This is a genomic window from Rugamonas sp. FW305-51 (assembly GCF_058786935.1).
In genome coordinates, this window is sequence record NZ_JBYSZG010000047.1 from 1 (window position 1) to 22,859 (window position 22,859).

The following is a 22,859-nucleotide window of genomic DNA, read 5'->3' on the forward strand; positions in this document are numbered from 1 at the left end:
GGGGTCTACTGGCCGGGGGCGGCAGTTCCGGCATTCAGGCACTGGCTCAGCCGCAAGAACGCTTGCGGTTGAGTCTGTGTCTTGATGCCGGAACTGACCCCGCTGGATGGAATTACTGGGCGCGCAGGGCTTGCAGCACGGGTTGCAGGATGGACTTGCCCAGCTCGGCGCTGCGGGCGCCACTCCAGCCCGCTTCAGGGTCGGGGTCGTTGGCGTTGTCCTTGAACGGCATTTCCAGCGTCAGCGACAGGCAGCCGAAGGCGTGGGTGACGTAGGGCGATCCCATGGTCAGCGTCTCGGCCGTGAAGGGGGTGGCGCCGTAGCCGTGCTCGTCCTGGAAGTCCGGGCTGGCGACCTTGAAGTCGGCGATGAACTGCTGCTGGGCCGCCGCCTGCCCGGCCGTGAACCCGGGCAGCGATTCGCTGCCGGCCACGAACACATAGGGCAGACCTTCGTCGCCGTGGACGTCGAGGAACAGGTCGCAACCGACTTCGTGCATCTTTTCGCGCACCAGGAACACTTCCGGGCTGCGCGCCATGGTCGGCGTCATCCACTCGCGGTTCAGGTTGGCGCCGGCCGCGTTGGTGCGCAGGTTGCCGCGCACGGAACCGTCCGGATTCATGTTCGGCACCACGTAGAACTCCGCTTCCGTCAGGCACTGGCGGCCGAACGGGTTGGCCGGGTCCAGCAGCGCTTCCACCATGCCTTCGACGAACCATTCGGCCATCGTCTCGCCCGGATGCTGGCGGGCGATGACCCATACCTTTTTCTCGGCGGCCGGGTTGCCGATCACCAGCATATTGAGGTCGCGGCCGTCGACGGTGCTGCCCAGGTCCACCAGCTGCACCAGCGGCGACAATTGCGCGCTGTCGAGCAGGGCCAGGTGGCGTTCCCACGAGTAGGGTTCGAAGTAGGCGTAGTACACGCTGTCGTGGTCCGGCGTGTGCTCGATCGTCATCACCTGGCCGTCGAAGCTGGTGGGCACGCGGAACCACGTTTCGCGGTCGTAGCTGGCCACGGCCTCGTAATCCTTCCAGCCGTCCGGATAGGCGCTCTGGCCGGCGTTCAGGAAGCGCATGGTGAGCGTGCTCTCGCGCGCGCCTTGCACGCGAAAGTAGAACCACTGGGTGATGGCGGCGTGCGAGTCCTTGCGGATATTGAGCTCGATGGCGGACGGGTCGTCCGCGCGCAGCACGTCGATCGCGCCGGCATCGAATTGATGGCTGATTTTGATAGGCATTACGAAAGTCCTGTTGAATTCAGAGTGGTGGTTGACTGCACTTGTGGCGCAATTGTCGCAATGATACTAGCTTTGGCCTGATTTTGGCCTGCTGCGGCCCGCAAACGGGGGGCGCCCGATTGCCCGTCTGGCAAGATGGTTCTACACTGAACGGCCCGCTTGTTGTTTCAACGAAACCTTAATCTGGAGTCCAGTCCATGCAGCGTCGTTCCTTCCTGACCAAATCCGCCGCCGGCGCCACGGCCGCCGCGCTGGCCGCGCCGGCCCTGGCGCAAAGCCTGCCCGCCGTCAGCTGGCGCCTCACGTCCAGCTTCCCCAAGACGCTCGACACCATCTTCGGCGCCTGCGACAAGTTCACCAAACGGGTGGCCGAGCTCACGGGCGGCAAATTCGTGATCCGCAATTTCGCGGCCGGTGAAATCGTGCCCGGCTTCCAGGTACTCGACGCGGTGCAGGCCGGCACGGTGGAGATGGGCCACACGCCGTCCTACTATTACTTCGGCAAGGACCCCACGTTCGCGTTCGACTGCGCGGTGCCGTTCGGCCTCACGTCGCGCCAGCAGACGGCCTGGTACGACCAGGGCGGCGGGCGCGAACTGATGCGCGAATTCTTCAAGGGCTACGGCATCGTCAACTTCATGGCCGGTAACACGGGCACCCAGATGGGCGGCTTTTACCGCAAGGAAATCCGCTCCGTGGCCGACATGAAGGGCTTGAAGATGCGGGTGGCCGGTTTCGCCGGCCGCGTGATGGAGCGCATGGGCGTGGTGCCGCAGCAGATCCCGGCCGGCGACCTGTACGCGGCGCTGGAAAAGGGCACCATCGACGCGGCCGAGTGGGTGGGGCCGTACGACGACGAGAAACTGGGCCTGTCGCGCGTGGCGCCGCACTACTACGCGCCGGGCTGGTGGGAGGCGGGGCCGCAGCTGTCGTTCTACATCAACCACAAGGAGTGGGACAAGCTGCCCAAGGAATACCAGGCCGCCATCGAGGCGGCCAGCTATGAGTGCCACGTGGTGATGCAGGCCGAGTACGACGCCAAGAACCCGGCCGCGCTGGCGCGCCTGCTCAAGGGCGGCGTCAAGCTGCACACCTTCGCCAAGGAGATCATGGACGAAGCCTACAAGGTCACCCAGCAGGTGATGGAGGAGGAGGCGGCCAAGAATGCCAAATTCAAGAAGATCTACGAACCGTGGAAGCGCTTCCGCCAGGACCAGAACCAGTGGGCCTCGGTGGCCGAAGCGACCATGCAGAACTATCTGATCAGCATGGGCCGCAAGTAGCCGCGCCGCGGGCCGCCCGCGCCCCATGCGCGGTCCGGCCCGCCCGCCGGGCGCTTGCCGGCGGCCCGTTCCCCCGCGACTTGCAAGTCGCGCACAATTGAACTTTCCCTAACATTGTCGCTCCGGCTTTGCTAAGTTGGTAGAGGCCACGCGATCCCGCGCGGCTCCACTCACCAGGAGATTGCCATGGACTACAAAAGCGATAACCACGTCAAGGAGTTGGAGAAAAAAATCACCGCGCTCAGCGACGCGCTGGCCCATCTGGGCAAGGGCACCAGCATGCACGAACTGCTGAAAATCATCCGCTTCCCCGGCTACACCACGCCGGCCGAGTTCATCTTCAACGTCGCCATCCTCGACTCGATGCAGATCCAGGTGCAGCAGCTGGAGAAACTGGGCAACGATTTATTGGCCGGCGCCAAGCAGGTGGTGCAGAAATAGCGGTGCCTGTATCAACGTCAAACCGCTGATCTGAGCGCCGCGGCGGCGCAACGCTGCCCCAGCCAGTCGCTGACCAGCGGCCACAGGATGGTTTCCTGCTCGCGCCGGAAAAAGCCGAAGTGGCCGATGCGTTTCAGGCCGAACTGGCCGGGGCTCAGCACGCGGTAGTCGACTTCGGCGTCGCGGTAGGCGTCGTGCAGCATCTTCGATCCCGCTTCCAGCAGCAGCTCATCATCACTGAACGTCAGGCCCAGCACGGGCAGGCGCACGCGCGCATACGCGTCGCGCGCGCCCGGCTCGCCCTGCAGCAGGTATTCCGGCTGCAGGCACCAGCGCCGCCACTGGTACATGGCGCGGCGCGGGATGTCGCCCACCACGCCGATGCGGGTGCCGGGGAAGTAGCCGAACACGGGACACAGCAGGGGCGTGAACACGTGCCACAGCAGCGGGGCCATGCGGCGCACGCCGGGCTGGTTGTGGCGCAGCGCGCCGCTGCCGACGGCGATGTTGATCACGCCGCTCACCTTGTCGATCGATGGCAGCAGCGGCACCGTCTGCCCGCCCAGGCTGTGGCCGAGCACGAACAGGGGCAGGCCGTCCCGCGCGGCGCTGGCGTGGTGCAGCACGGCGTCGTAATCCTGCGTGATCCAGTCCGTGATGTTGGCACTGCAGGCGCGCCGCGGGCCGCGCCGCGATTCGCCCATGCCCCGGTAGTCGAAGGTCCATACCCGGTAGCCCTGGCCGGCCAGGAAGGCGGCGAAGTCGGCGTAGAACGATTGCGGTACGGCCATCGCGGGGCCGATCACGAGGTGGGCGCGGGCCGCGTGCGCCGGCTCGTGGCAGTAGGCCGTCAGGGCGTGGCCGTCATGGGCGGCGAGGGTGTGGCGGGTGCGTGTCATGCGCGGGGCTCCTGGTGGTCGGCGTGGTCAGTGCCGGAAAGGGTGGCGGCCAGTGCGGCGTCCGTGGCCAGGCTGCGCCAGGCGGCGGCGCTCAGTTCTGCGATGGCGTCGCGCGGGTCGTGCTGCAGCCGTCCGCCCAGCCAGTGGCGCGCCAGCTCCTGCGCGGGACCGAGCAGCAGCGGGGCGTACAGCTCGGGCGCGACCCGGCGCAATATCCCTTGCTGGAACCAGGGTTTGAGCAGGGCCAGCATGGTCTTGAAGTGCTCGCCCGTCTGCTGGCGGATCGCCTGTTCATGGGCGGGGCTCACGGCCTGTCGCCGGGCGAACAGGAAGCGCGCCAGCTCGGGCCGCGTCGCGATCCAGTCCAGGTGGGTGGCCAGCAGGGTGTGGATGGCCGCGCGCGCGTCACCGGCGTCGCGCACGCCGGCCAGCAGCCGGGTCCAGTAGTCGTCCAGCCCTTGCGCGAACAGGGCGGCGGCGATGTTTTCCTTGGTGCCGAAGTGGTGGTAGATGCTGCCCACCGAGGCCTGGCTGCGCTGGCGGATGTCGTCGATGGTGGCCGCTTCGATGCCTCTTTCGGCGAATACGGCCAGGGCGGCGGCCAGGATGGCGCTTTTGCGGTCGAGCGGAAGGGCGGTGGCGTCGGGTGTCTTCATGGCTAGAATATTGTTCTAGAATTTTATTCTAGTCAAGCCAAAACGCGGGTGCAGGGGTGGTGGGACCGCCGGGACGGGCTTTTTCTAGATGACGCTATGCGGTGCGGAAGCACGCGGGATCGCACTATCGCTTACTAAAATGACTTTGGCGGCAATACTAAAACGTACTAGGCGGCGCTATAGCGTCTAGTAGGTTTTAGTAAGGAATAGTGAAGCCATCAGGCAAAAACAGGATGAAATAGTGGCGTCGAGAGCGAATTAGTATGGAATCCTATGGTTTAGAAAAACCGGGAAAAATCGCACTACCCCCATGTATGCCGCCGGTGGCGCGGCTTAGCGCAGCCCGCCGAAACGCTGGTAGAAGCTGTCGTCGGCCTCGGGCGCGCCCTCGTCCTCGCGGCGCAGGGTGGCCATGATGAACTGTTCGGCCTCGGCGAACACGAGCCGGTAGATGTCGCGCGCCAGTTCATAGGCCTGGGCCCCCGGCCACGGGACCGGCAGCAATTCCACCGGCAGCTGGGGATCGTGCAGTTGCACGCGGCGATAAGCGTGGATCAGCAGGCTGCGCACGACAAACGCCTGCGTCGTGGTGATGGCTGGCTGCGCGCGCAGCAAGTCCAGCAGCGGCGCGAACTGCGTCATGAATTTGCCGTAGCCCGCCTCCACGTCGGACAAGTCCCAGCCTTCGGCCACCAGGTCGCTCAGCGGGCGCGCGCTGACCTGCGGCAGGGTGCTGGCGCGGCACACGTACAGCTTGCCTTGCACGCCCACCCGGCCCAGCAACTCTTCCAGCACGTCGGCCTCGGCGGCCGGATGACCGAAGATGCCGGGCGCGATCATACTGTAGCCTTGCCACAACAGTTCCTTGCGCAAGGCCCCCCGTTCGGCCGGCGTGATGTTGCCGCCGGCGCTCAATAACAGGGTCCAGTTGCCGTCCCAGTGCGTCTGCAGCGGGGCATAAATGCGGCGGTAGGCGCGGCTGAAGCGGGCCATGGCGTCGGCCGGAATGGCGTAGGAACTGCGGCGGCCGTCGCGCTGCGCGCCCAGCCAGCCTTCCTGCGCCAGCCGGAACACGGAGGTGCGCAGCAGCCGGTCGTTGACGCCGAACGGCTCCAGCAGATTGATCAAGCTGCCCAGCCACACCATGCCGCCGTGGGGCACGATGGCGTCGCCGAAGATGGTCACCACCAGCGACTTGGAGCGGGGCGGATCGGTGGCCAGGAATTGGGCTATCCAGTCGTTGCAGGTCATCGTAGTCGTCATGGGCAAGATCTATTTCCGCAATTTTAATGATTCAATCCAGGCAGCAGTTTACTTTGCCCCGGCTTGGGCGCAGCATTATTTTGATACTTGCAGATGACAAGATACGAAATTTTAATGTGACTCAAAAAAAACGTAGCCAAACAAAATTACGTATCGTATGATGAATTCTTCGCACTTGGAGATCGATCATGTACGCACAGATGGTAGAAACCGGCCTGAAGCAAGTTCGCAACCTTGATGACATGGGCGCGGAGGAACGCGCCTTCCAGGAGCGCATCGACGCCGGGGTCAAGATCGAGGCCAAGGACTGGATGCCGGACGCCTACCGCAAGACGCTGGTGCGCCAGATCTCCCAGCACGCCCACTCCGAAATCGTCGGCCAGCTACCCGAAGGCAACTGGGTGACGCGCGCCCCCACGCTCAAGCGCAAGTCCATCCTGCTGGCCAAGATCCAGGACGAGGCGGGCCACGGCCTGTACCTGTACAGCGCGGCCGAAACGCTGGGCGTGTCGCGCGACGACCTGCTGGCCGCCCTGCACGCGGGCAAGGCCAAGTATTCGAGCATCTTCAATTACCCCACGCTGTCGTGGGCCGACATGGGCGCCATCGGATGGCTGGTGGACGGCTCGGCCATCATCAACCAGATTCCCCTGTGCCGCTGCTCCTACGGCCCGTACTCGCGGGCCATGATCCGCGTCTGCAAGGAAGAGTCGTTCCACGCCCGCCAGGGCTACGACATCATGATGTCGCTGGCCAAGGGCACGCCGGAGCAGAAGGCCATGGCGCAGGATGCGCTCAACCGCTGGTGGTGGCCGTCGCTGATGATGTTCGGCCCGTCGGACGCGGAGTCGGTCAACAGCGCGCAGTCGGCCCAGTGGCGCATCAAGCTGTTCTCCAACGACGAACTGCGCCAGCGCATGGTGGACCAGACCGTACCCCAGGCCGAATACCTGGGCCTGACCATTCCCGATCCGGACCTGAAGTTCAATGCCGAAACGGGCCACTACGAATTCGGCGAAATCGACTGGAGCGAGTTCCAGGCCGTCCTGAAGGGCAACGGCCCCTGCAACCGCGAACGCCTGGCCACCCGCGTCAAGGCCTACGAGGATGGCCAGTGGTTCCGCGATGCGCTGACGGCCTACGCCGACAAGCACGCCACCGTCAAAGCGGCCGCTTAAGTGCCGTCATGCTGGCGCTGCGCCGCTGCTGCTGCGCCACCATCGTTCGCAGCAGGCACCGGGCACCGGGCGGTTATCAGCCGGCGGCCCGCAGCCAGCGACATGCCCGCCCGCGCGGGAACGATTAAACAGAGGAGAATGAAATGAGCAAAGAGTGGCCATTGTGGGAAGTGTTTATCCGCAGCCAGCACGGCCTGGCGCACAAGCACGTGGGCAGCCTGCACGCTTCCGACGCCGAGATGGCGGTCAACAACGCGCGCGACGTCTACACCCGCCGCAACGAGGGCGTGAGCATCTGGGTGGTGCGCGCGGCCGACATCGTCGCCAGCAGCCCGTCCGACAAGGGCGCCCTGTTCGAGCCTTCCAACAGCAAGGTATATCGCCACCCGACCTTCTTCCCCATGCCGGAAGAAGTCAAGAACCTGTAAGCGGGAGCGCACAACGTGGATGACAACAAGTTCGACTACCTGCTGCGCCTGGGCGACAACGCCCTGGTGCTGAGCCAGCGCCTCTCCGAATTGTGCGGCAAGGGCCCGGCGCTGGAAGAGGATATGGCCCTCACCAACGTCTCGCTCGACCTGCTGGGCCAGACCCGTTTGTGGTTCAGCTACGCGGGCGAACTGGAAGGGGCGGGCCGCGACGAGGACCGCCTGGCCTTCCACCGCGACGCGCACCAGTTCCGCAATTGCCTGCTGGTGGAGCAGCGCAACGGCAACTACGCCGACACCATGATGCGCCAGTTCTACTTCGACACCTGGCATTACTTCCTGATCGGCGCGCTGACCAGGTCGTCGGACGCGCGCATCGCCGGCATCGCGGAAAAGTCGCTCAAGGAAGTGACCTACCACCTGCGCCGCAGCGGCGACCTGGTGGTGCGCCTGGGCGACGGCACCGCCGAGAGCCACGCCAAGACCCAGGCCGCGGCCGACGCGCTGTGGATGTACACGGGCGAGATGTTCAACTACGACGCCGTCGACCTGGCCATGGTGGCCGCCGGCGTGGCGCCGGCCGCCGAACCGCTGCGGGTCCAGTGGCTGGAGCACGTGGCCGCCATCTTCGCCGAGGCCACGCTCGTGATGCCGGCGCCGGACGCCTGGATGCAGAAGGGCGGCAAGCAGGGCGTGCACAGCGAACACCTGGGCTACCTGCTGGCCGAGATGCAGTTCCTGCAGCGCGCCTATCCCGGCGCGGAGTGGTAGATGCAAGCCGCCGCCGTCACCGCCGAACAAGTGTGGGCCTGGCTGGCCGAGGTGGCCGACCCTGAGATCCCCGTGATCTCGGTGGTGGACCTGGGCGTCGTGCGCGCGGTCGAAGTGGCCGCCGACGGTGCCTGCACCGTCACCATCACGCCCACCTATTCCGGCTGCCCCGCCATGCAGGTGATCGCCGACGCCGTCACCGGGGTGCTGCATGTGCACGGCGTGGCCGAAGTGCGGCTGGTCAACCAGCTGTCGCCGGCCTGGACCACGGACTGGATGAGCGAGTCGGGAAAGGCCAAGCTGCGCGGCTACGGCATCGCGCCGCCCGTGCAGCAGGCGATCGACATCAGCGGCCTGCGCGACCCTGGCGTCAGAAACAGCGTCAAGCGGGGAGCCTTGCCGGGCTTGGGCGCGCAACCGATTGTCGCCTGTCCGCAGTGCGGCTCCACCCATACGGAACTCACCAGCCAGTTCGGCTCCACGCCGTGCAAGGCGCTCTACAAGTGCCTGGACTGCCGCGAGCCTTTCGACTACTTCAAGTGCCACTGACCACCATGAGCAAATTCTATCCGCTGTCCGTATCGCAGGTGCGCAACGAAACGCGCGACACCATCGCCGTCACCTTCGCCGTGCCGCCGGAACTGCAGGACAGCTTCGCGTTCCAGCAGGGCCAGCACCTCACGCTGCGCACCCACATCAACGGCGAGGACGTGCGCCGCTCCTATTCGATCTGCTCGGCGGTGCAGGACGGCACGCTGCGCGTGGCCATCAAGCGCACCCCCGGCGGCCTGTTCTCCAGCTGGGCCAACGAAACGCTCAAGGCCGGCGCCACGCTGGACGTGATGCCGCCCATGGGCCACTTCAACGTGCCGCTCGATCCGCAGAGCCGGCGCCGCTACGTGGCTTTTGCGGCCGGCAGCGGCATCACGCCCATCCTGTCCATCATCAAGACCACGCTGATGGCCGAACCGGGCAGCAGCTTCACCCTGTTCTACGGCAACCGCGCCTCCTCGTCCGTGATCTTCAAGGAGGAGCTGACGGACCTCAAGGACCTCTACCTGGAACGCCTCAACCTGGCCTACGTGATGAGCCGCGAGCAGCAGGACATTGACCTGTTCAACGGCCGCATCACCAAGCAAAAGTGCCAGCAGTTCCTGCAGCACTGGATAGACATCAGGGACTACGACGTGGCCTTCATCTGCGGCCCGGAGGACATGATGCACGGCGTGTCGGAAGCGCTGCAGGAAGCGGGCATGCCCAAGGCGCACATCAAGATCGAGCTGTTCGCCGCCAGCATCCCCAAGCACCAGCACAAGCCGCGCGCGCTGGACCCGGCTGCCGCGCGCCACGAGACGGAAGTGACCGTCATCATGGACGGCAACCACACCACCTTCACCATGGACAAAGACAAGGAGTCGGTGCTGGACGCGGGCCTGCGGGCCGGCATCGACATGCGCTACTCCTGCAAGGGCGGAGTGTGCTCCACCTGCCGCTGCAAGGTGGTGGACGGCAAGGTCGACATGGACGCCAACTACGCGCTGGAAGACTACGAGATCGCGCGCGGTTTCGTGCTGAGCTGCCAGAGCTTCCCCGTGACGGACAAGCTGGTGGTCGATTTCGACCAGGCCGAATAAACGACATCCACAGAACAACCAACCGCGAGACGCCATGAACTACGAAAATATCCTGTTCGAGATCAAAGACGGCATAGCCCAGCTCACCCTGAACCGCCCGGACAAGCTCAATAGCTTCACCCAGGCCATGCATGACGAAGTGCGCCACGCGATGCACCGCGTCAACGGCGACAAGAGCGTGCGCGTGTTCGTGCTGACGGGCGCCGGACGCGGTTTCTGTGCCGGCCAGGATTTGTCGGACCGCGCCGTGGAGCCGGGCGCGCGGGCCGTCGACCTGGGCGACTCGGTGGAGAAGAACTACGCGCCGCTGGTGCTGTCGCTGCGCGCGCTGCCCATGCCCGTGATCTGCGCCGTCAACGGCGTGGCCGCCGGCGCCGGCGCCAACCTGGCGCTGGCCTGCGACATCGTGCTGGCGGCCAAATCGGCCAGCTTCGTGGAACTGTTCTGCAAGCTGGGCCTGATCCCGGACACGGGCGGCACCTATTTCCTGCCGCGGCTGGTGGGTACGGCGCGCGCCATGGGCATGGCCATGCTGGGCGAAAAGCTCAGCGCCGAACAGGCCGAAGCCTGGGGCCTGATCTGGAAGTGCGTGCCGGACGAGGAACTGGCGCAGCAGACGGCCGCCATGGCCAAGCACTTCGCCAGCGCGCCCACCAAGGGCCTGGCCTTCACCAAGCAGGCGCTGTACGCCAGCCCCGCCAACACCTTGCAGCAGCAGCTCACGCTCGAATGCGGCATGATGAGCGAACTCGGTAACAGCGACGACTACCGCGAGGGCGTGGCCGCCTTCATGGCCAAGCGCGCCCCGCAATTCCAGGGGCGTTAAGCATGGCGGCCCTTTCGACTTCGCGCATAGTGGCCGTGATCGGCAGCGGCGCCATGGGCAGCGGCATCGCCCAGGTGGCGGCCGCCGCCGGCTACACCGTCAAGCTGTACGACGCCCGGCCGGAAGCCGTGGCCAAGGCCATCGCCGGCATCATCGGCATGTTCAACAAGCTGGTGGACAAGGAGCGCATGAGCGCGGCCGATGCGGCCGCCGCCGGCGCCCGCCTGCAGGCCGCCGCCGCGCTGGCCGACGTGGCCGACGCCGGCCTGGTGGTGGAAGCCATCGTGGAAGACCTGGACGCCAAGCGTGCCCTGTTCACGCAGCTGGAAGCCATCGTCGGCGACGACTGCATCCTGGCCACCAATACCTCGTCCATTTCCGTCACGGCCATCGCCGCTCCGTTGCGCCGGCCGCAGCGCCTGGTGGGCATGCACTTCTTCAATCCCGTGCCGCTGATGGCGCTGGTGGAAGTGGTGAGCGGCCTGGCCACGGACGCTGCCGTGGCGGCCACCGTGTTCGATACGGCCGCCGCCTGGGGCAAGAGCCCGGTGCACGCGAAATCCACGCCGGGCTTCATCGTCAACCGGGTGGCCCGTCCGTTCTATGCGGAAGGCTGGCGCCTGCTCAACGAGCAGGCCGCCGACGCGGCCACCATCGACGCCGTGCTGCGCGAGGCGGGCGGCTTTCGCATGGGGCCTTTCGAGCTGATGGACCTGATCGGGCATGACGTGAATTTTTCCGTCACCCAGTCCGTGTTCCAGGCTTATTTCAACGATCCCCGCTTCACGCCGTCCGTGCAGCAGCAGGAACTGGTCAACGCCGGCTTCCTGGGCCGCAAGTCGGGCCGCGGTTGCTATCCCTACGGCGAGGGCGCGGCTGCGCCGCAGCCGCGCGCCGAGGCGCCGCAGCCCCGGCCTGAGTACGTGAGCTATGCGGCCGAACCGGGCGCGCACTGCGCCGCGACCGAGGCCATGGCGGCCCGCCTGCAGGCTGCCGGCATCGCCGTGGCGCAGCGTCATGCGCCGGAGGGCCACGGCGGCGGCGAGGCGCCGGCCTTCCACTGCAACGGCGCCGCCGTCTACCTGACGGACGGCCGCACGGCCACCGCCCGCGCGCGCGACAACCGCCATCCCGACACGGTGCTGTTCGACCTGGTGCTCGATTATGCGACGACCAAACGCGTCGCCGTGGCCTGCGCCGACCAGTGCAGCCCCGCCGCCTTCAACGCCGTCGTCGGCCTGTTCCAGGCGGCCGGCTTTACCGTCACCCGGCTCGATGATGTGCCGGGGCTGGCCGTGATGCGCACCGTGGCCATGCTGGCCAACGAAGCGGCCGACGCCGTGCACCAGGGCGTGTGCAGCGCGCAGGCGGCCGACATCGCCATGCAGAAGGGCGTGAACTATCCGCGCGGCCCGCTGGCCTGGGCCGACGCCGTGGGCGTGGACCACGTCGTCACCGTGCTGCAGCACCTGGCCGCCGGCTACGGCGAGGACCGCTACCGCGTGTCGCCGCTGCTGCGCCGCCGGCAGGCGGCGGGAGTGGCCATCCATGCATAAGGACATCCTCAAGGACACCCATGTCCAGCGGGCCGCGCTGACGCCGGAACTGGCGGCGGCGCAGGCGCAGGCGCTGGCCGAAGCAGCCGGCGCCGCCATGTTCGCGCGCGACCGCGCCAGCCAGGCGCTGGGCATGACACTCGATTCCATCCGTCCCGGCTATGCGCGCATGAGCATGCCGGTACGGGACGATATGCTGAACGGGCACCAGACTTGCCACGGCGGCTTTATCTTCGCGTTGGCCGACAGCGCCTTCGCGTTTGCGTGCAACAGCCACAACCAAAACACGGTGGGCGCGGGCTGCACGATCGAATACCTGGCCCCGGGCCGGCTGGGCGACGTGCTGACCGCGGAAGCGGTGGAGCAGGCGCTGGCCGGCAAGAGCGGGGTCTACGACATCCGGGTCAGCGACCAGGGCGGGCGGGTGCTGGCGCTCATGCGCGGCAAGTCGCACCGCGTGAGCGGCGAAGTGGTGCCGCAGCCGCCACAACCGCCGTCACTGGGCTGATCCGCCGCAAATTGCAGCAAGGGCGCCCAGGCGCCCTCGAGGAGAGAGCAATGGTAAACCGTATTCCCGGCCCCGACGATCTGGAGCCGATCGAACGCGCCAGCAAGGATGAACTGCAGGCGCTGCAGCTGCAACGGCTGCAATGGTCGCTGCGCCACGCCTACGACAACGTACCGCACTACAAGGCCGCGTTCGACGCGGCCGGGGTCCACCCGGACGACCTGAAGACGCTGGCCGACCTGGCCCGCTTCCCGTTCACGGGCAAGAAGGAGCTGCGCGAGAACTACCCGTTCGGCATGTTCGCCGTGCCGCAGGAGCGGGTGGTGCGGGTGCACGCCTCCAGCGGCACCACCGGCAAGCCGACCGTGGTGGGCTACACCCAGAACGACATCGACACCTGGGCCGGCGTGGTGGCGCGCTCGATCCGCGCGGCCGGCGGCCGGCGCGGCGACATGGTGCACATCGCCTACGGCTACGGCCTGTTCACGGGCGGGCTGGGCGCGCACTACGGCGCCGAGCGGCTCGGCTGCACCGTCATCCCCATGTCCGGCGGCCAGACCGAAAAGCAGGTGCAGCTGATCCAGGACTTCAAGCCGTCCATCATCATGGTCACGCCGTCCTACATGCTCAACATCGTCGAGGAATTCCAGCGCCAGGGCCTGGACGCGGCGGCCAGCTCGCTCAAGGTCGGCATCTTCGGCGCCGAACCGTGGACCGACGCCATGCGCACCGAGATCGAACGCCGCGCCGGCATCGACGCGGTCGACATCTATGGCCTGTCCGAAGTGATGGGCCCGGGCGTGGCCAGCGAGTGCATCGAGAGCAAGGACGGTCCCGTGATCTGGGAAGACCATTTCTATCCCGAGATCATCGACCCGGACACGGGCGAGGTGCTGCCCGACGGCAGCGACGGCGAGCTGGTATTCACCTCGCTGACCAAGGAAGCGCTGCCCGTGATCCGCTACCGCACGCGCGACCTCACGCGCCTGCTGCCGCCCACCTCGCGCTCCATGCGCCGCATCGGCAAGATCACGGGCCGCTCGGACGACATGCTGATCATCCGCGGCGTGAACGTGTTCCCCAGCCAGATCGAGGAACTGGTGCTCAAGATGCCCAAGCTGGCGCCCGTGTACCAGCTGGTGGTGTCGCGCGAGGGCCACCTGGACAAGCTGGACGTGATCGGCGAGCTGCGCCCTGAAGTGTCGGGCCGGCTGACGGAGCTGGAGACGGAAGCGCTGTCGCGCGAACTGGAACACCACATCAAGACCTACGTGGGCGTGAGCACCAAGGTGCGCCTGCTGGCGGCCAACAGCATCGAACGCACGCTGACGGGCAAGGCCAAGCGCGTGGTCGACAAGCGCCCCAAGCCGTGACGCGCCGCCGCATGCCCGATCCGAACGCTATCCCCATCGCCTATCCATCCCCTATCCATCCTATTGAGGAGCCCAAGTGAACGACGCTTTTATCTGTGACGCCATCCGCACCCCCTTCGGCCGCTACGGCGGCGCCCTGGCCGGCGTGCGCGCCGACGACCTGGCCGCGCTGCCCATCGCCGCCCTGATGGCGCGCAACCCCGGCGTCGACTGGAGCGCCGTGGACGACGTCTACTACGGCTGCGCCAACGGCGCCGGCGAGGACAACCGCAACGTGGGCCGCATGGCCGCGCTGCTGGCCGGCCTGCCGGTGGAGGTGCCGGCCAACACCATCAACCGCCTGTGCGGCTCCAGCCTGGACGCGGTGGGCATCGCGGCCCGCGCCATCAAGGCCGGCGAGGCGCAGTTGGTGATCGCCGGCGGCGTCGAGAGCATGACGCGCGCCCCGTTTGTGATGGGCAAGGCCGACAGCGCCTTTTCGCGCGCGGCCAAGATCGAGGACACCACCATCGGCTGGCGCTTCGTCAACCCGCTGATGAAGGCCCGCTACGGCATCGACAGCATGCCCGAGACGGCCGAGAACGTGGCCAATGAATTCAACATCAGCCGCGCCGACCAGGATGCCTTCGCCGTGCGCAGCCAGCAGCGCTGGGCCGCCGCCCACGCGGCCGGCGTGTTCCTCGACGAGATCGTGCCCGTCACGCTGGCACAAAGCCGACGCGCAGCGGCGGCGGGCGAGTCAAAAATTATGGACACGGACGAACATCCCCGTCCCGACACCACGCTCGCCATGCTGGCCAAGCTGAAAGGCGTGGTCCGGCCGGACGGCAGCGTCACCGCCGGCAACGCTTCGGGCGTGAACGACGGCGCCTGCGCCATCCTGCTGGCCTCGGCCGCCGCCGCTGCGCAGTACGGCCTGAAGCAGCGGGCCCGCGTGGTGGGCATGGCCACGGCCGGCCTGGCGCCGCGCATCATGGGCTTTGGCCCATCGCCGGCCACCAGGAAGGTGCTGGCGCAGACCGGGCTGACCATCGGCCAGATGGACGTGATCGAACTGAACGAGGCGTTCGCCGCCCAGGGCCTGGCCGTCACGCGCGACCTCGGATTGGCCGACGACGCGCCCCATGTGAATCCGAACGGCGGCGCCATCGCCATCGGCCATCCGCTGGGCGCATCCGGCGCGCGGCTGGTGCTGGCGGCGCTCAACCAGCTGGAACGGACGGGCGGGCGCTATGGCCTGTGCACCATGTGCATCGGCGTGGGCCAGGGCATCGCCCTCATTATCGAACGCGTGTAAGGCGCAGGGGAGCGGCGGCATGGTCAAAGTCTACGAAATCAATGGCGTCACGCCGGTGGTCCATCCGACCGCCTACGTGCATCCGAGCGCGGTGCTGATCGGCGACGTGATCGTCGGACCCCGTTGCTACATCGGGCCGCTGGCGGCGCTGCGGGGCGACTTCGGCCGCCTGATCCTGGAGGAGGGCGCCAACCTGCAGGACACCTGCGTCATGCACGGCTTTCCCGGCTGCGACACGGTGGTGGAGGCGGACGGCCACATCGGCCACGGCGCCGTGCTGCACGGCTGCCGCATCGGGCGCAACGCGCTGGTGGGCATGAACGCGGTGGTGATGGACAAGGCCGAAGTGGGCGCCGACAGCATCGTGGCGGCCATGGCCTTCGTCAAGGCCGGCATGGTGGTGCCGCCGCGCAGCATGGCCGTGGGCTCGCCCGCGCGCGTGCTGCGCACCCTGAGCGACGACGAGATCCGCTGGAAGAGCGACGGCACGGCGCAGTACCAGGAACTGGCCGTGCGCTCGATGCAGACCATGCGCGAGGTGGAGGCGCTGACCCAGGTGGAGCCCGGCCGCAAGCGCATCGAGTGGGAAACGTCGCTGCCGCTGCACCTGCACAAGAACACGGCGCCCTGACGCTTGCGCGCGGCGCCAACGCACATCGAACTAACCTGTACCAAATAACGGAGACCCCAGTATGGCCCACACCACTACCCTGCAAAGCCTGATCGGCGGCCGCTGGCTCGGCGCCGAGGCGGCCGTGCCGCTGCACAGCGCCCTGACCAATGCCGTGATCTACCACACCCACGCCGAGCGGATCGACTTCGACGAAGCGGTAACCTACGCCCGCCGCACCGGCGTGCCGGCCCTGATGGCGATGGACTTCCAGCAGCGCGCCGCGCGCCTGAAGGCGCTGGCGCTGTACCTGGCCAGCCGCAAGGAAGAGCTGTACGCCATCTCGCACCTGACCGGCGCCACCCGCGCCGACAGCTGGGTCGATATCGAGGGCGGCACCGGCACCCTGTTTGCCTACGCCAGCATGGGCAGCCGCGAGCTGCCGTCGTCGAACGTGCTGCACGAAGGGCCGGCCATGGCGCTGGGCAAGAACGGCGGCTTCGCCGGCACCCACATCCTGGTGCCGCGTGGCGGCCTGGCGGTGCACATCAACGCCTTCAACTTCCCCATCTGGGGCTTGCTGGAAAAGTTCGCGCCCAGCTTCCTGGCCGCCATGCCCTGCATCGGCAAGCCGGCCACGGCCACCAGCTACCTGACCGAGGCCGTGGTGCGCATGATGCATGAATCGGGTTTGCTGCCGGAAGGTGCGCTGCAGCTGGTGATCGGCGGTACGGGCGACCTGCTGGAGCGCCTGACGGGCGCCGACGTGGTGACCTTCACCGGGTCGGCCGACACGGCCGCGCGCCTGCGCGTGACCCCCAACCTGGTGGCCAACTCGGTGCCCTTCACGGCCGAGGCGGACTCGCTCAACTGCGCCATCCTGGCGCCGGACGTGACGCCGGACGATCCCGAGTTCGACCTGTTCGTCAAGGAAGTGGCGCGCGAGATGACGGGCAAGGCGGGCCAGAAGTGCACGGCCATCCGCCGCATCATCGTGCCGCGGCAGCAGGTGCAGGCCGTGGGCGAGCGCCTGCGCGAACGGCTGGCCAAGGTCCGCGTGGGCGACCCGTCCGTCGAGGGCGTGCGCATGGGCGCGCTGGCCTCGAAGGACCAGCAGCGCGACGTGGCCGAGCGGGTGGCCCTGCTGGCCCGGGGCAACGAGATCGTGTTCGGCGCCGGCGACGGCTTCCAGCCGGTGGGCGAGGGCGTGGCCGACGGCGCCTTCTTCGCGCCCACCCTGCTGTTGTGCCGCGACGGCCTGCGCAACGACGCCGTGCACGACGTGGAAGCATTCGGTCCTGTCAGCACCATCATCGCCTACGACGGCATGGACGAAGCGCTGGCGCTGGCCGCGCGCGGCAAGGGCAGCCTGGTGTCGACGCTGGTGACCAAGGACCCGCGCACGGCGGCGTATGCCGTGCCGGTGGCGGCCGCCTCGCACGGCCGGGTGCTGATCCTGGAGCGCGAGGCGGCCGTCGACTCCACCGGCCACGGCTCGCCCCTGCCGCAGCTCAAGCACGGCGGTCCGGGCCGGGCCGGCGGCGGCGAGGAACTGGGCGGCATCCGCGCCGTGCGCCACTTCCTGCAGCGCGCCGCGATCCAGGGCTCGCCCACCATGCTGGCCGCCGTCACGGGCGAATATGTGCGCGGCGCGGCCGTGCGCGAGAGCGAGCAGCACCCGTTCCGCAAGTATTTCGAGGATCTGCAGACGGGCGACTCGCTGCTGACCCACCGCCGTACCGTGAGCGAAGCCGATATCGTCAACTTCGGCGGCGTGTCGGGCGACTACTTCTACATGCACTTCGACGAGATCGCCGCGCGCGACACCCAGTTCGGCAAGCGCATCGCGCACGGCTACTTCGTGCTGTCGGCGGCGGCCGGGCTGTTCGTGTCGCCGGCGCCGGGGCCGGTGCTGGCCAACTATGGCCTCGACAACCTGCGCTTCATCACGCCGGTGGCGATCGGCGACACCATCCGCGCGCGCCTGACCTGCAAGCGCAAGGTGGACCGCAACCGCACCGACGACAAGGGCGTGGGCCAGGGTGTGGTGGCGTGGGACGTGCAGGTGACCAACCAGCACGAGGAGCTGGTGGCCAGCTACGACATCCTGACGCTGGTGATGAAGCGCGGCTGAGCGGCGCGCCTGCGAGCGCGGACCGGGCCAGGCCCGCCCGCCTCACAGGCGCGCGCGCACGAAGCTTGCAAAGCGCTCGGCCGTCAGCGGCCGGCTGTAGTAGTAACCCTGGATTTCGTCGCAACCCTGTTCGCGCAGCAGGGCCAGCTGCTGTTCCGTTTCCACCCCTTCCGAGATGGTGCTCAGGCCCAGGCCGCGCGCCATGCTGACGATGGCCGCCACGATGGCCTGGTCTTCCGGATTGCTGTCGATGTCGCGCACGAACGAACGGTCGATCTTGAGCTTGTAGATCTTGAACTGCTTGAGGTAGCTGAGCGACGAGAAGCCGGTGCCGAAGTCGTCGATCGACATGCGCACGCCCCGCTCGTGCAGGCTGTTCATGGTGAGCACGGCGCCATGGGGATCGTGCATGGCCACCCCTTCCGTCAACTCCAGTTCCAGGTATTCGGGCGCCAGCCGCTCCTCGCGCAGGATGCGGCTGACCAGTTCCGGCAGGTCGGGATGGCGGAACTGCACCGCCGACAGGTTGACGGCCACCTTCAGCGGCGGCAGGCCCTCGTCGATCCAGGCGCGCGCCTGGCGCGCGGCCTGGCGCAGCACCCATTCGCCCAGCGGCAGGATCAGGCCACTGTGTTCGGCCGCCGGAATGAATTCGACCGGCGCCACGGCGCCCAGCTCGGGATGTTGCCAGCGCAGCAGCGCTTCCGCGCCCACCACGGCACCGCTGTGCAGCGCCACCTGCGGCTGGTACACCACCTGCAGCTGGTCGCTGCCGAGCGCCTGGCGCAGCGCGCCCACCAGCTGCAGCTGGCGCGCGAACTGTTCCTGCATCCGCGGCGCGAACAGCCGGTAGCCGTTGCGGCCGGCGTGCTTGGCGCTGTACATGGCCATGTCGGCCCGCTGCAGCAACAGGTCCAGGTCGGCGCCGTCGTCGGGATAGATGGCCACCCCGATCGATGCCGACAGGTTCAGGTCGTACTGCTCGATGCGGCAAGGGGCGGCGACGGCGGCCAGCAGCCGCTGCGCCCGCGTGGTCGCTTCGGCCGCGTCTACGCCGCACAGCAGCAGGATGAATTCGTCGCCGCCCAGACGGCAGGCCAGGTCCTGTGGACTCAGCTGGGCGCGCAGCCGGTGCGCCAGTTCGGCCAGCACGGCGTCGCCCACGCTGTGGGCCAGCGCATCGTTGATGTCCTTGAAGTTGTCCAGGTCGAGGAACAGCAGCGCCACCGGGTGGGCGGCCCGGCCCGCGGCGGCAAACGCCAGCGGCGCCAGTTCGCTCATGCGGGTGCGGTTGAGCAGGCCGGTGAGCGGATCGAAATGGGCCAGGAAGCGCACCTGCTGCTCGGCCTTGGCGCGGTGCGCGTCGCTGGCGGCCAGCGAGGCGCGGGTGGCGGCCAGCCAGCCCTGGACGCTGTCTTCCAGCCCCGGGATGACCGCGATCGGGGTGGTGAAATCGCCCCCGCCCAGCCGCGCGATGCTGGCATGCAGCACCCCGACGGTGGCGCCCAGCGTGTTGCGCAACACCCGCAGCACCCGCAGCAGCAGCGCCACCACCAGCGCGCCGGCCAGCAGGAAGAGCAGGCGGGTCCACCGCGCGTGCCGCTCGGCGTCCCGCACGCTGGCCCCGGTGCGCTGCTCGAGCTGGAACTGGAACTGCATGATGGGGCGCATGACGGCAGCCTTGGCCTGGTGGTAGGCGGCGTCGTTGAGCATGCGGCTGGCCTGGGCCCGCGCCGCCGCGTCCGCGCCCGGCCCGGCCAGCGCCATGGCTGCGTGCTCGATGGCCGCCAGGCGGTCGGAATTGGTCTTCGATTGCTGCAGCAGCGCCAGTTCGGGCGCCGTCATGCCGGCCCGGCGCATCAGCTCGAGCAGTGCCACGGCCGGGCCGTCGGCGCGCGGCGGGCGGCCGTCGGCCGGCACCAGGTCCCAGTAGACGACATGGTAGTCGAGCGGTCGGGGGCGCTTGCCGTCGCGGATGGCGAGGATGGCGTCGTAATGGCGGCGAAAGGCCGGTTCGCCGGTGGCCACATAGCTGCGCGCCATGTGGCTCAGGTCGTCCGACGTCTGGCGCAGTTCCGCCGCCAGCAACATGCTGTCATGGCGTACCTCGTTGGCGCGGCCGATCTGTTTTTCGCTCCACACATAGGGCCAGAAGGTGGCGCAAAACAGCAGCGACAGGCCGGCGGTGAGCCAGCCGTAGCGCGCAAAGCCGTGAGCGTCGGTCGTTGCCATGGGGAGTCGGGGGAGCGGGTGCGCCGCGCGGTCCGGCGGGCCCGGCAGGGCGCATCATCCTTGATGACTATAGCACCGCGCCCGTTTTTTGCCTGCATTTTTGGCCCCCATGCAAGCGCAGTGTCGCCTTGCTTTGACTTCGCTCAGAGCGCGCCGGGGGCGCCCGCGCCGCCAGGTCTGTTGCGGGCATGCCGCACGCTGCTTGTCGCGCGCCGGCAATCGTGGCAGCATGGTCAGCTTGTTCATTCCACGAAACGGGGGATAGCATGGGCAAGACGTGGCTGGCCGCCATGGCGGCGTGGTGTGCAGTGCAGGGCGCGCTGGCGGCGCCACCGGGCGCGCTGCTTGCGCGTGGAAAATACCTGATGGAAGGGGTAGTGGCCTGCGGCAACTGTCATGCCGTACGCGACGAGCAGGGTGCCGTGATCGCCGCGCGCGGGCTGGCCGGCGGCCGGCTGTTCGACGAGCCCGCGTTCCAGGCCTATGCGGCCAACATCACCCCCGACCGGGCCACCGGCATCGGCGCCTGGAGCGACGCCCAGCTGGGCCGGGCGATCCGCGAAGGCATCCGGCCGGACGGCAGCCTGATCGGCCCGCCCATGCCCGTGACCTACTACAGCAAACTGTCGGACCAGGACCTGGCGGCCATCGTGGCCTGGCTGCGGGCGCAGCCGCCGGTGGCCAACCAGGTTGCCAGGTCCGTCTACCATATGCCGCTGCCGCCGGCCTGGGGACCGCCCGTGGGGCGGGTCAAGGCGCCGCCGGCCAGCGATACGCTGCGCTACGGCCAGTACCTGGCCAATATCGGCCACTGCCTGGAGTGCCACACGCCGCGCCAGCCCGACGGCATGCTCGACATGGCGCACCCGGGCGCGGGCGGGCAGGTGTTCAAGGGGCCGTGGGGCGAGAGCACGTCGCGCAACCTGACGCCGCACGAGACGGGGCTCAAGGGATGGAGCGACGCCCAGATCGCCCAGGCGCTGCGCACCGGCACCGACCGCAAGGGCGCCCACTACAAGCCGCCCATGGCTTTCGACTGGTACCGCAACATCAGCGACGCCGACGTGCGCGCGCTGACGGCCTATCTGCGTTCGCTGGCGCCGCAGCCGTTCGGCGGCAAGGCGGCGCCGTAGCGGGCGACGGTTATTTGCGCTGCAGGCGGAACGGGTCGTCGATGCTGTAGGCCGGTTGCGTGAACCATTTTGGACCGTGCTCCGTCATGTAGAAGTGGTCTTCATGGCGCACGCCGAATTCGCCGGGGATGCAGATCATGGGTTCGTTCGAGAAGCACATGCCCACGTCCAGTGCCGTCTCGTCGCCGCCCACCAGGTAGGGCCACTCGTGGATGTCGAGACCGATGCCGTGGCCGGTGCGGTGGGGCAGGCCGGGCAGCTTGTAGCCGGGACCGTAGCCATCCTCCTCCAGCGCGCGGCGCGCGGCGCGGTCCACGTCCTCGCACGGCACGCCCAGCTGCGCCGCGTTGAAGGCGGCCAGTTGCGCCTTCTGCTCGCTGTTCCACACGGCCCGCTGGCGTTCGCTGGGCTGGCCGAACACATAGGTGCGGGTGATGTCGGAGATGTAGTTGTGCAGCTTGCAGCCGGTGTCGATCAGCACCGTGTCGCCCTGCTTGAGGGTCTGCACGTAGCTTACCCCATGCGGATAGGCGGTCGCCTCGCCGAACAGCACGATGCAGAAATAGGAGCCGGAGGCGCCCACCTTGCGGTGCGCGCGCTGGATGAATTCCTCCACTTCCACCGTCGTGATGCCCTCGCGCAGCATGCTGGCGGTGGCCACGTGCACGGCCAGCGTCATGTCCTTGGCGCGCTGCATCAGGGCGATTTCATTGGCCGACTTGCGGCTGCGGCACCAGGCCGTCACGCTGCGGGCGTTCTCCAGGGTGTAGCCGGCCGCCAGCGGGGCGATGCCGTCGGCGATGAAGTAGGCGGCGCTTTCGCACATGCCGATGCGGGGCGGGCGGTCCGCGTCCGCGCCTATGCCCATGCGCTGCAGGGTGGCGATGAACAGGCGGTACGGGCTTTCATGCTCCTGCCAGCAGTTGACGTGGCCTTCGACCAGCATGAAGTCCTTGAGCGTGCTTTCCTCGAAGGCGGGGGCGATGTATTCGAGCGCGCCATGGGCCGGCAGGATGGCGCCCACCATCCGTTCGCTGGCCGACCAGCGGGTGCCGGTGAAGTAGGTCAGGTTGGCGCCGGCGTTGAGGTAGATGGCCGCGATGCCGCGGTCGCGCATGTGCGCTTGCGCCTTCAGGATGCGTTGCCGGTGCTCGTCCGGGCCGATCGGGACGGCGCCCGCCGTCATGTCGGACAGGGTGGCCAGTGCTTGTTCGATGGTGTTGCCGCCTATGGTCATGTTGGTCTCCAGTTGTGGTTCCGTGGCAGCGCGGATCAGTGTGTCTGCGCTGCGCCGATGATAGCAGTTCCGGCCGCCGAACCGGCCGCCGGCGGGCGCCCAAAATGCAAGCATGTAGTGGAAGATGTACAATTGCCCCTCTGGCGCCCGCGCGCCTTGC

General features: G+C 67.8%; 21 protein-coding genes. 15 read left to right on the forward strand and 6 right to left on the reverse strand.

Translation table 11 applies throughout. From position 1 onward, the window contains the following. Nucleotides 1–112: 112 nt before the first annotated feature. Entirely contained in the window at nucleotides 113–1,240 is a 1,128-nt protein-coding gene (locus AC3WOS_RS23620; protein WP_492719110.1) for a M14 family metallopeptidase, read from the reverse strand. A 197-nt stretch (nucleotides 1,241–1,437) separates the two neighbouring features. Between AC3WOS_RS23620 and AC3WOS_RS23625 the strand changes: the two genes are divergently transcribed. Together AC3WOS_RS23625 and AC3WOS_RS23630 are read left to right on the forward strand one after the other, a co-directional pair. Next, nucleotides 1,438–2,523 (forward strand): TRAP transporter substrate-binding protein, encoded by a 1,086-nt coding sequence (locus AC3WOS_RS23625; protein WP_492719112.1) that lies wholly within the window; start codon nucleotides 1,438–1,440, stop codon nucleotides 2,521–2,523. A 186-nt stretch (nucleotides 2,524–2,709) separates the two neighbouring features. Then, nucleotides 2,710–2,964 (forward strand): hypothetical protein, encoded by a 255-nt coding sequence (locus AC3WOS_RS23630; RefSeq protein WP_492719113.1) that lies wholly within the window; start codon nucleotides 2,710–2,712, stop codon nucleotides 2,962–2,964. A gap of 17 nt (nucleotides 2,965–2,981) precedes the next feature. Here the strand turns inward: AC3WOS_RS23630 and AC3WOS_RS23635 are convergent, their stop codons facing one another. The 3 genes from AC3WOS_RS23635 to paaX form a co-directional block, all read right to left on the reverse strand. Beyond that, nucleotides 2,982–3,863 carry an alpha/beta hydrolase family protein gene (locus tag AC3WOS_RS23635; RefSeq protein ID WP_492719115.1) on the reverse strand — a complete coding sequence of 294 codons (882 nt, stop codon included), beginning with the start codon at nucleotides 3,861–3,863 and terminating at the stop codon, nucleotides 2,982–2,984. After that, a complete protein-coding gene (locus AC3WOS_RS23640) occupies nucleotides 3,860–4,519 on the reverse strand; it encodes a TetR/AcrR family transcriptional regulator (protein ID WP_492719116.1) in 660 nt (219 codons plus the stop codon). Before AC3WOS_RS23640 ends, AC3WOS_RS23635 begins: the two co-directional genes overlap by 4 nt. 333 nt (nucleotides 4,520–4,852) lie before the next feature. Further along, nucleotides 4,853–5,782, reverse strand: coding sequence for a phenylacetic acid degradation operon negative regulatory protein PaaX (paaX, locus tag AC3WOS_RS23645; RefSeq protein WP_492719118.1), 930 nt, complete (start codon nucleotides 5,780–5,782; stop codon nucleotides 4,853–4,855). A 188-nt stretch (nucleotides 5,783–5,970) separates the two neighbouring features. Here paaX and paaA point away from each other — a divergent pair, with 188 nt between their 5' ends. The 12 genes from paaA to paaZ all read left to right on the forward strand — a co-directional run bounded on the left by paaA (nucleotide 5,971) and on the right by paaZ (nucleotide 18,097). After that, a complete protein-coding gene (gene paaA / locus AC3WOS_RS23650; protein WP_492719120.1) occupies nucleotides 5,971–6,960 on the forward strand; it encodes a 1,2-phenylacetyl-CoA epoxidase subunit PaaA in 990 nt (329 codons plus the stop codon). 143 nt (nucleotides 6,961–7,103) lie between these two features. Further along, nucleotides 7,104–7,388, forward strand: coding sequence for a 1,2-phenylacetyl-CoA epoxidase subunit PaaB (paaB, locus tag AC3WOS_RS23655; RefSeq protein ID WP_492719122.1), 285 nt, complete (start codon nucleotides 7,104–7,106; stop codon nucleotides 7,386–7,388). 15 nt (nucleotides 7,389–7,403) lie between these two features. After that, nucleotides 7,404–8,159 carry a 1,2-phenylacetyl-CoA epoxidase subunit PaaC gene (gene paaC / locus AC3WOS_RS23660; protein ID WP_492719124.1) on the forward strand — a complete coding sequence of 252 codons (756 nt, stop codon included), beginning with the start codon at nucleotides 7,404–7,406 and terminating at the stop codon, nucleotides 8,157–8,159. Further along, entirely contained in the window at nucleotides 8,160–8,708 is a 549-nt protein-coding gene (gene paaD / locus AC3WOS_RS23665) for a 1,2-phenylacetyl-CoA epoxidase subunit PaaD (protein ID WP_492719125.1), read from the forward strand. Between the two features lie 5 nt (nucleotides 8,709–8,713). After that, complete coding sequence (paaE, locus tag AC3WOS_RS23670; RefSeq protein ID WP_492719126.1) at nucleotides 8,714–9,793, forward strand: 1,2-phenylacetyl-CoA epoxidase subunit PaaE; 1,080 nt, start codon at nucleotides 8,714–8,716, stop codon at nucleotides 9,791–9,793. 34 nt (nucleotides 9,794–9,827) lie between these two features. Next, entirely contained in the window at nucleotides 9,828–10,619 is a 792-nt protein-coding gene (paaG, locus tag AC3WOS_RS23675; RefSeq protein ID WP_492719127.1) for a 2-(1,2-epoxy-1,2-dihydrophenyl)acetyl-CoA isomerase PaaG, read from the forward strand. A gap of 2 nt (nucleotides 10,620–10,621) precedes the next feature. Next, on the forward strand, nucleotides 10,622–12,175 hold the full coding sequence (gene paaH, locus AC3WOS_RS23680) for a 3-hydroxyacyl-CoA dehydrogenase PaaH (RefSeq protein WP_492719128.1): 1,554 nt from the start codon (nucleotides 10,622–10,624) through the stop codon (nucleotides 12,173–12,175). Nucleotides 12,176–12,272: 97 nt separating this feature from the next. After that, nucleotides 12,273–12,683 carry a hydroxyphenylacetyl-CoA thioesterase PaaI gene (paaI, locus tag AC3WOS_RS23685; protein WP_492719170.1) on the forward strand — a complete coding sequence of 137 codons (411 nt, stop codon included), beginning with the start codon at nucleotides 12,273–12,275 and terminating at the stop codon, nucleotides 12,681–12,683. 50 nt (nucleotides 12,684–12,733) lie between these two features. Further along, nucleotides 12,734–14,056: a phenylacetate--CoA ligase PaaK gene (paaK, locus tag AC3WOS_RS23690; protein ID WP_492719130.1), complete on the forward strand. Its 1,323-nt coding sequence runs from the start codon at nucleotides 12,734–12,736 to the stop codon at nucleotides 14,054–14,056. A 76-nt stretch (nucleotides 14,057–14,132) separates the two neighbouring features. Continuing rightward, complete coding sequence (pcaF, locus tag AC3WOS_RS23695; RefSeq protein WP_492719131.1) at nucleotides 14,133–15,353, forward strand: 3-oxoadipyl-CoA thiolase; 1,221 nt, start codon at nucleotides 14,133–14,135, stop codon at nucleotides 15,351–15,353. A gap of 19 nt (nucleotides 15,354–15,372) precedes the next feature. Continuing rightward, the gene (gene paaY / locus AC3WOS_RS23700) at nucleotides 15,373–15,984 is read left to right on the forward strand and encodes a phenylacetic acid degradation protein PaaY (protein WP_492719132.1); all 612 of its coding nucleotides are present in this window, start codon (nucleotides 15,373–15,375) and stop codon (nucleotides 15,982–15,984) included. Between the two features lie 61 nt (nucleotides 15,985–16,045). Further along, nucleotides 16,046–18,097: a phenylacetic acid degradation bifunctional protein PaaZ gene (gene paaZ / locus AC3WOS_RS23705; RefSeq protein WP_492719133.1), complete on the forward strand. Its 2,052-nt coding sequence runs from the start codon at nucleotides 16,046–16,048 to the stop codon at nucleotides 18,095–18,097. Nucleotides 18,098–18,139: 42 nt separating this feature from the next. Here the strand turns inward: paaZ and AC3WOS_RS23710 are convergent, their stop codons facing one another. Continuing rightward, the gene (locus AC3WOS_RS23710; RefSeq protein ID WP_492719135.1) at nucleotides 18,140–20,329 is read right to left on the reverse strand and encodes a putative bifunctional diguanylate cyclase/phosphodiesterase; all 2,190 of its coding nucleotides are present in this window, start codon (nucleotides 20,327–20,329) and stop codon (nucleotides 18,140–18,142) included. A gap of 266 nt (nucleotides 20,330–20,595) precedes the next feature. Here AC3WOS_RS23710 and AC3WOS_RS23715 point away from each other — a divergent pair, with 266 nt between their 5' ends. Continuing rightward, the gene (locus tag AC3WOS_RS23715; RefSeq protein ID WP_492719136.1) at nucleotides 20,596–21,462 is read left to right on the forward strand and encodes a c-type cytochrome; all 867 of its coding nucleotides are present in this window, start codon (nucleotides 20,596–20,598) and stop codon (nucleotides 21,460–21,462) included. 10 nt (nucleotides 21,463–21,472) lie between these two features. On the opposite strand, the gene AC3WOS_RS23720 is transcribed toward AC3WOS_RS23715, so the two are convergent. After that, nucleotides 21,473–22,699, reverse strand: a complete 1,227-nt coding sequence (locus tag AC3WOS_RS23720) for a M24 family metallopeptidase (RefSeq protein WP_492719138.1) — start codon at nucleotides 22,697–22,699, stop codon at nucleotides 21,473–21,475. Nucleotides 22,700–22,859: the final 160 nt, after the last annotated feature.

Excerpts from the sequence above, each read along its gene's own strand:
- paaA (WP_492719120.1), top strand. The coding sequence starts at position 5,971 with ATGTACGCACAGATGGTAGAAACCGGCCTGAAGCAAGTTCGCAACCTT.
- paaB (WP_492719122.1), top strand. The coding sequence starts at position 7,104 with ATGAGCAAAGAGTGGCCATTGTGGGAAGTGTTTATCCGCAGCCAGCAC.
- AC3WOS_RS23635 (WP_492719115.1), bottom strand. The coding sequence starts at position 3,863 with ATGACACGCACCCGCCACACCCTCGCCGCCCATGACGGCCACGCCCTG.
- paaX (WP_492719118.1), bottom strand. The coding sequence starts at position 5,782 with ATGACGACTACGATGACCTGCAACGACTGGATAGCCCAATTCCTGGCC.
- paaY (WP_492719132.1), top strand. The coding sequence starts at position 15,373 with ATGGTCAAAGTCTACGAAATCAATGGCGTCACGCCGGTGGTCCATCCG.
- paaE (WP_492719126.1), top strand. The coding sequence starts at position 8,714 with ATGAGCAAATTCTATCCGCTGTCCGTATCGCAGGTGCGCAACGAAACG.
- AC3WOS_RS23715 (WP_492719136.1), top strand. The coding sequence starts at position 20,596 with ATGGGCAAGACGTGGCTGGCCGCCATGGCGGCGTGGTGTGCAGTGCAG.
- paaH (WP_492719128.1), top strand. The coding sequence starts at position 10,622 with ATGGCGGCCCTTTCGACTTCGCGCATAGTGGCCGTGATCGGCAGCGGC.
- AC3WOS_RS23710 (WP_492719135.1), bottom strand. The coding sequence starts at position 20,329 with ATGGCAACGACCGACGCTCACGGCTTTGCGCGCTACGGCTGGCTCACC.
- AC3WOS_RS23640 (WP_492719116.1), bottom strand. The coding sequence starts at position 4,519 with ATGAAGACACCCGACGCCACCGCCCTTCCGCTCGACCGCAAAAGCGCC.
- AC3WOS_RS23620 (WP_492719110.1), bottom strand. The coding sequence starts at position 1,240 with ATGCCTATCAAAATCAGCCATCAATTCGATGCCGGCGCGATCGACGTG.
- paaI (WP_492719170.1), top strand. The coding sequence starts at position 12,273 with ATGTTCGCGCGCGACCGCGCCAGCCAGGCGCTGGGCATGACACTCGAT.
- paaZ (WP_492719133.1), top strand. The coding sequence starts at position 16,046 with ATGGCCCACACCACTACCCTGCAAAGCCTGATCGGCGGCCGCTGGCTC.
- AC3WOS_RS23720 (WP_492719138.1), bottom strand. The coding sequence starts at position 22,699 with ATGACCATAGGCGGCAACACCATCGAACAAGCACTGGCCACCCTGTCC.
- paaK (WP_492719130.1), top strand. The coding sequence starts at position 12,734 with ATGGTAAACCGTATTCCCGGCCCCGACGATCTGGAGCCGATCGAACGC.
- paaG (WP_492719127.1), top strand. The coding sequence starts at position 9,828 with ATGAACTACGAAAATATCCTGTTCGAGATCAAAGACGGCATAGCCCAG.
- paaD (WP_492719125.1), top strand. The coding sequence starts at position 8,160 with ATGCAAGCCGCCGCCGTCACCGCCGAACAAGTGTGGGCCTGGCTGGCC.
- AC3WOS_RS23630 (WP_492719113.1), top strand. The coding sequence starts at position 2,710 with ATGGACTACAAAAGCGATAACCACGTCAAGGAGTTGGAGAAAAAAATC.
- AC3WOS_RS23625 (WP_492719112.1), top strand. The coding sequence starts at position 1,438 with ATGCAGCGTCGTTCCTTCCTGACCAAATCCGCCGCCGGCGCCACGGCC.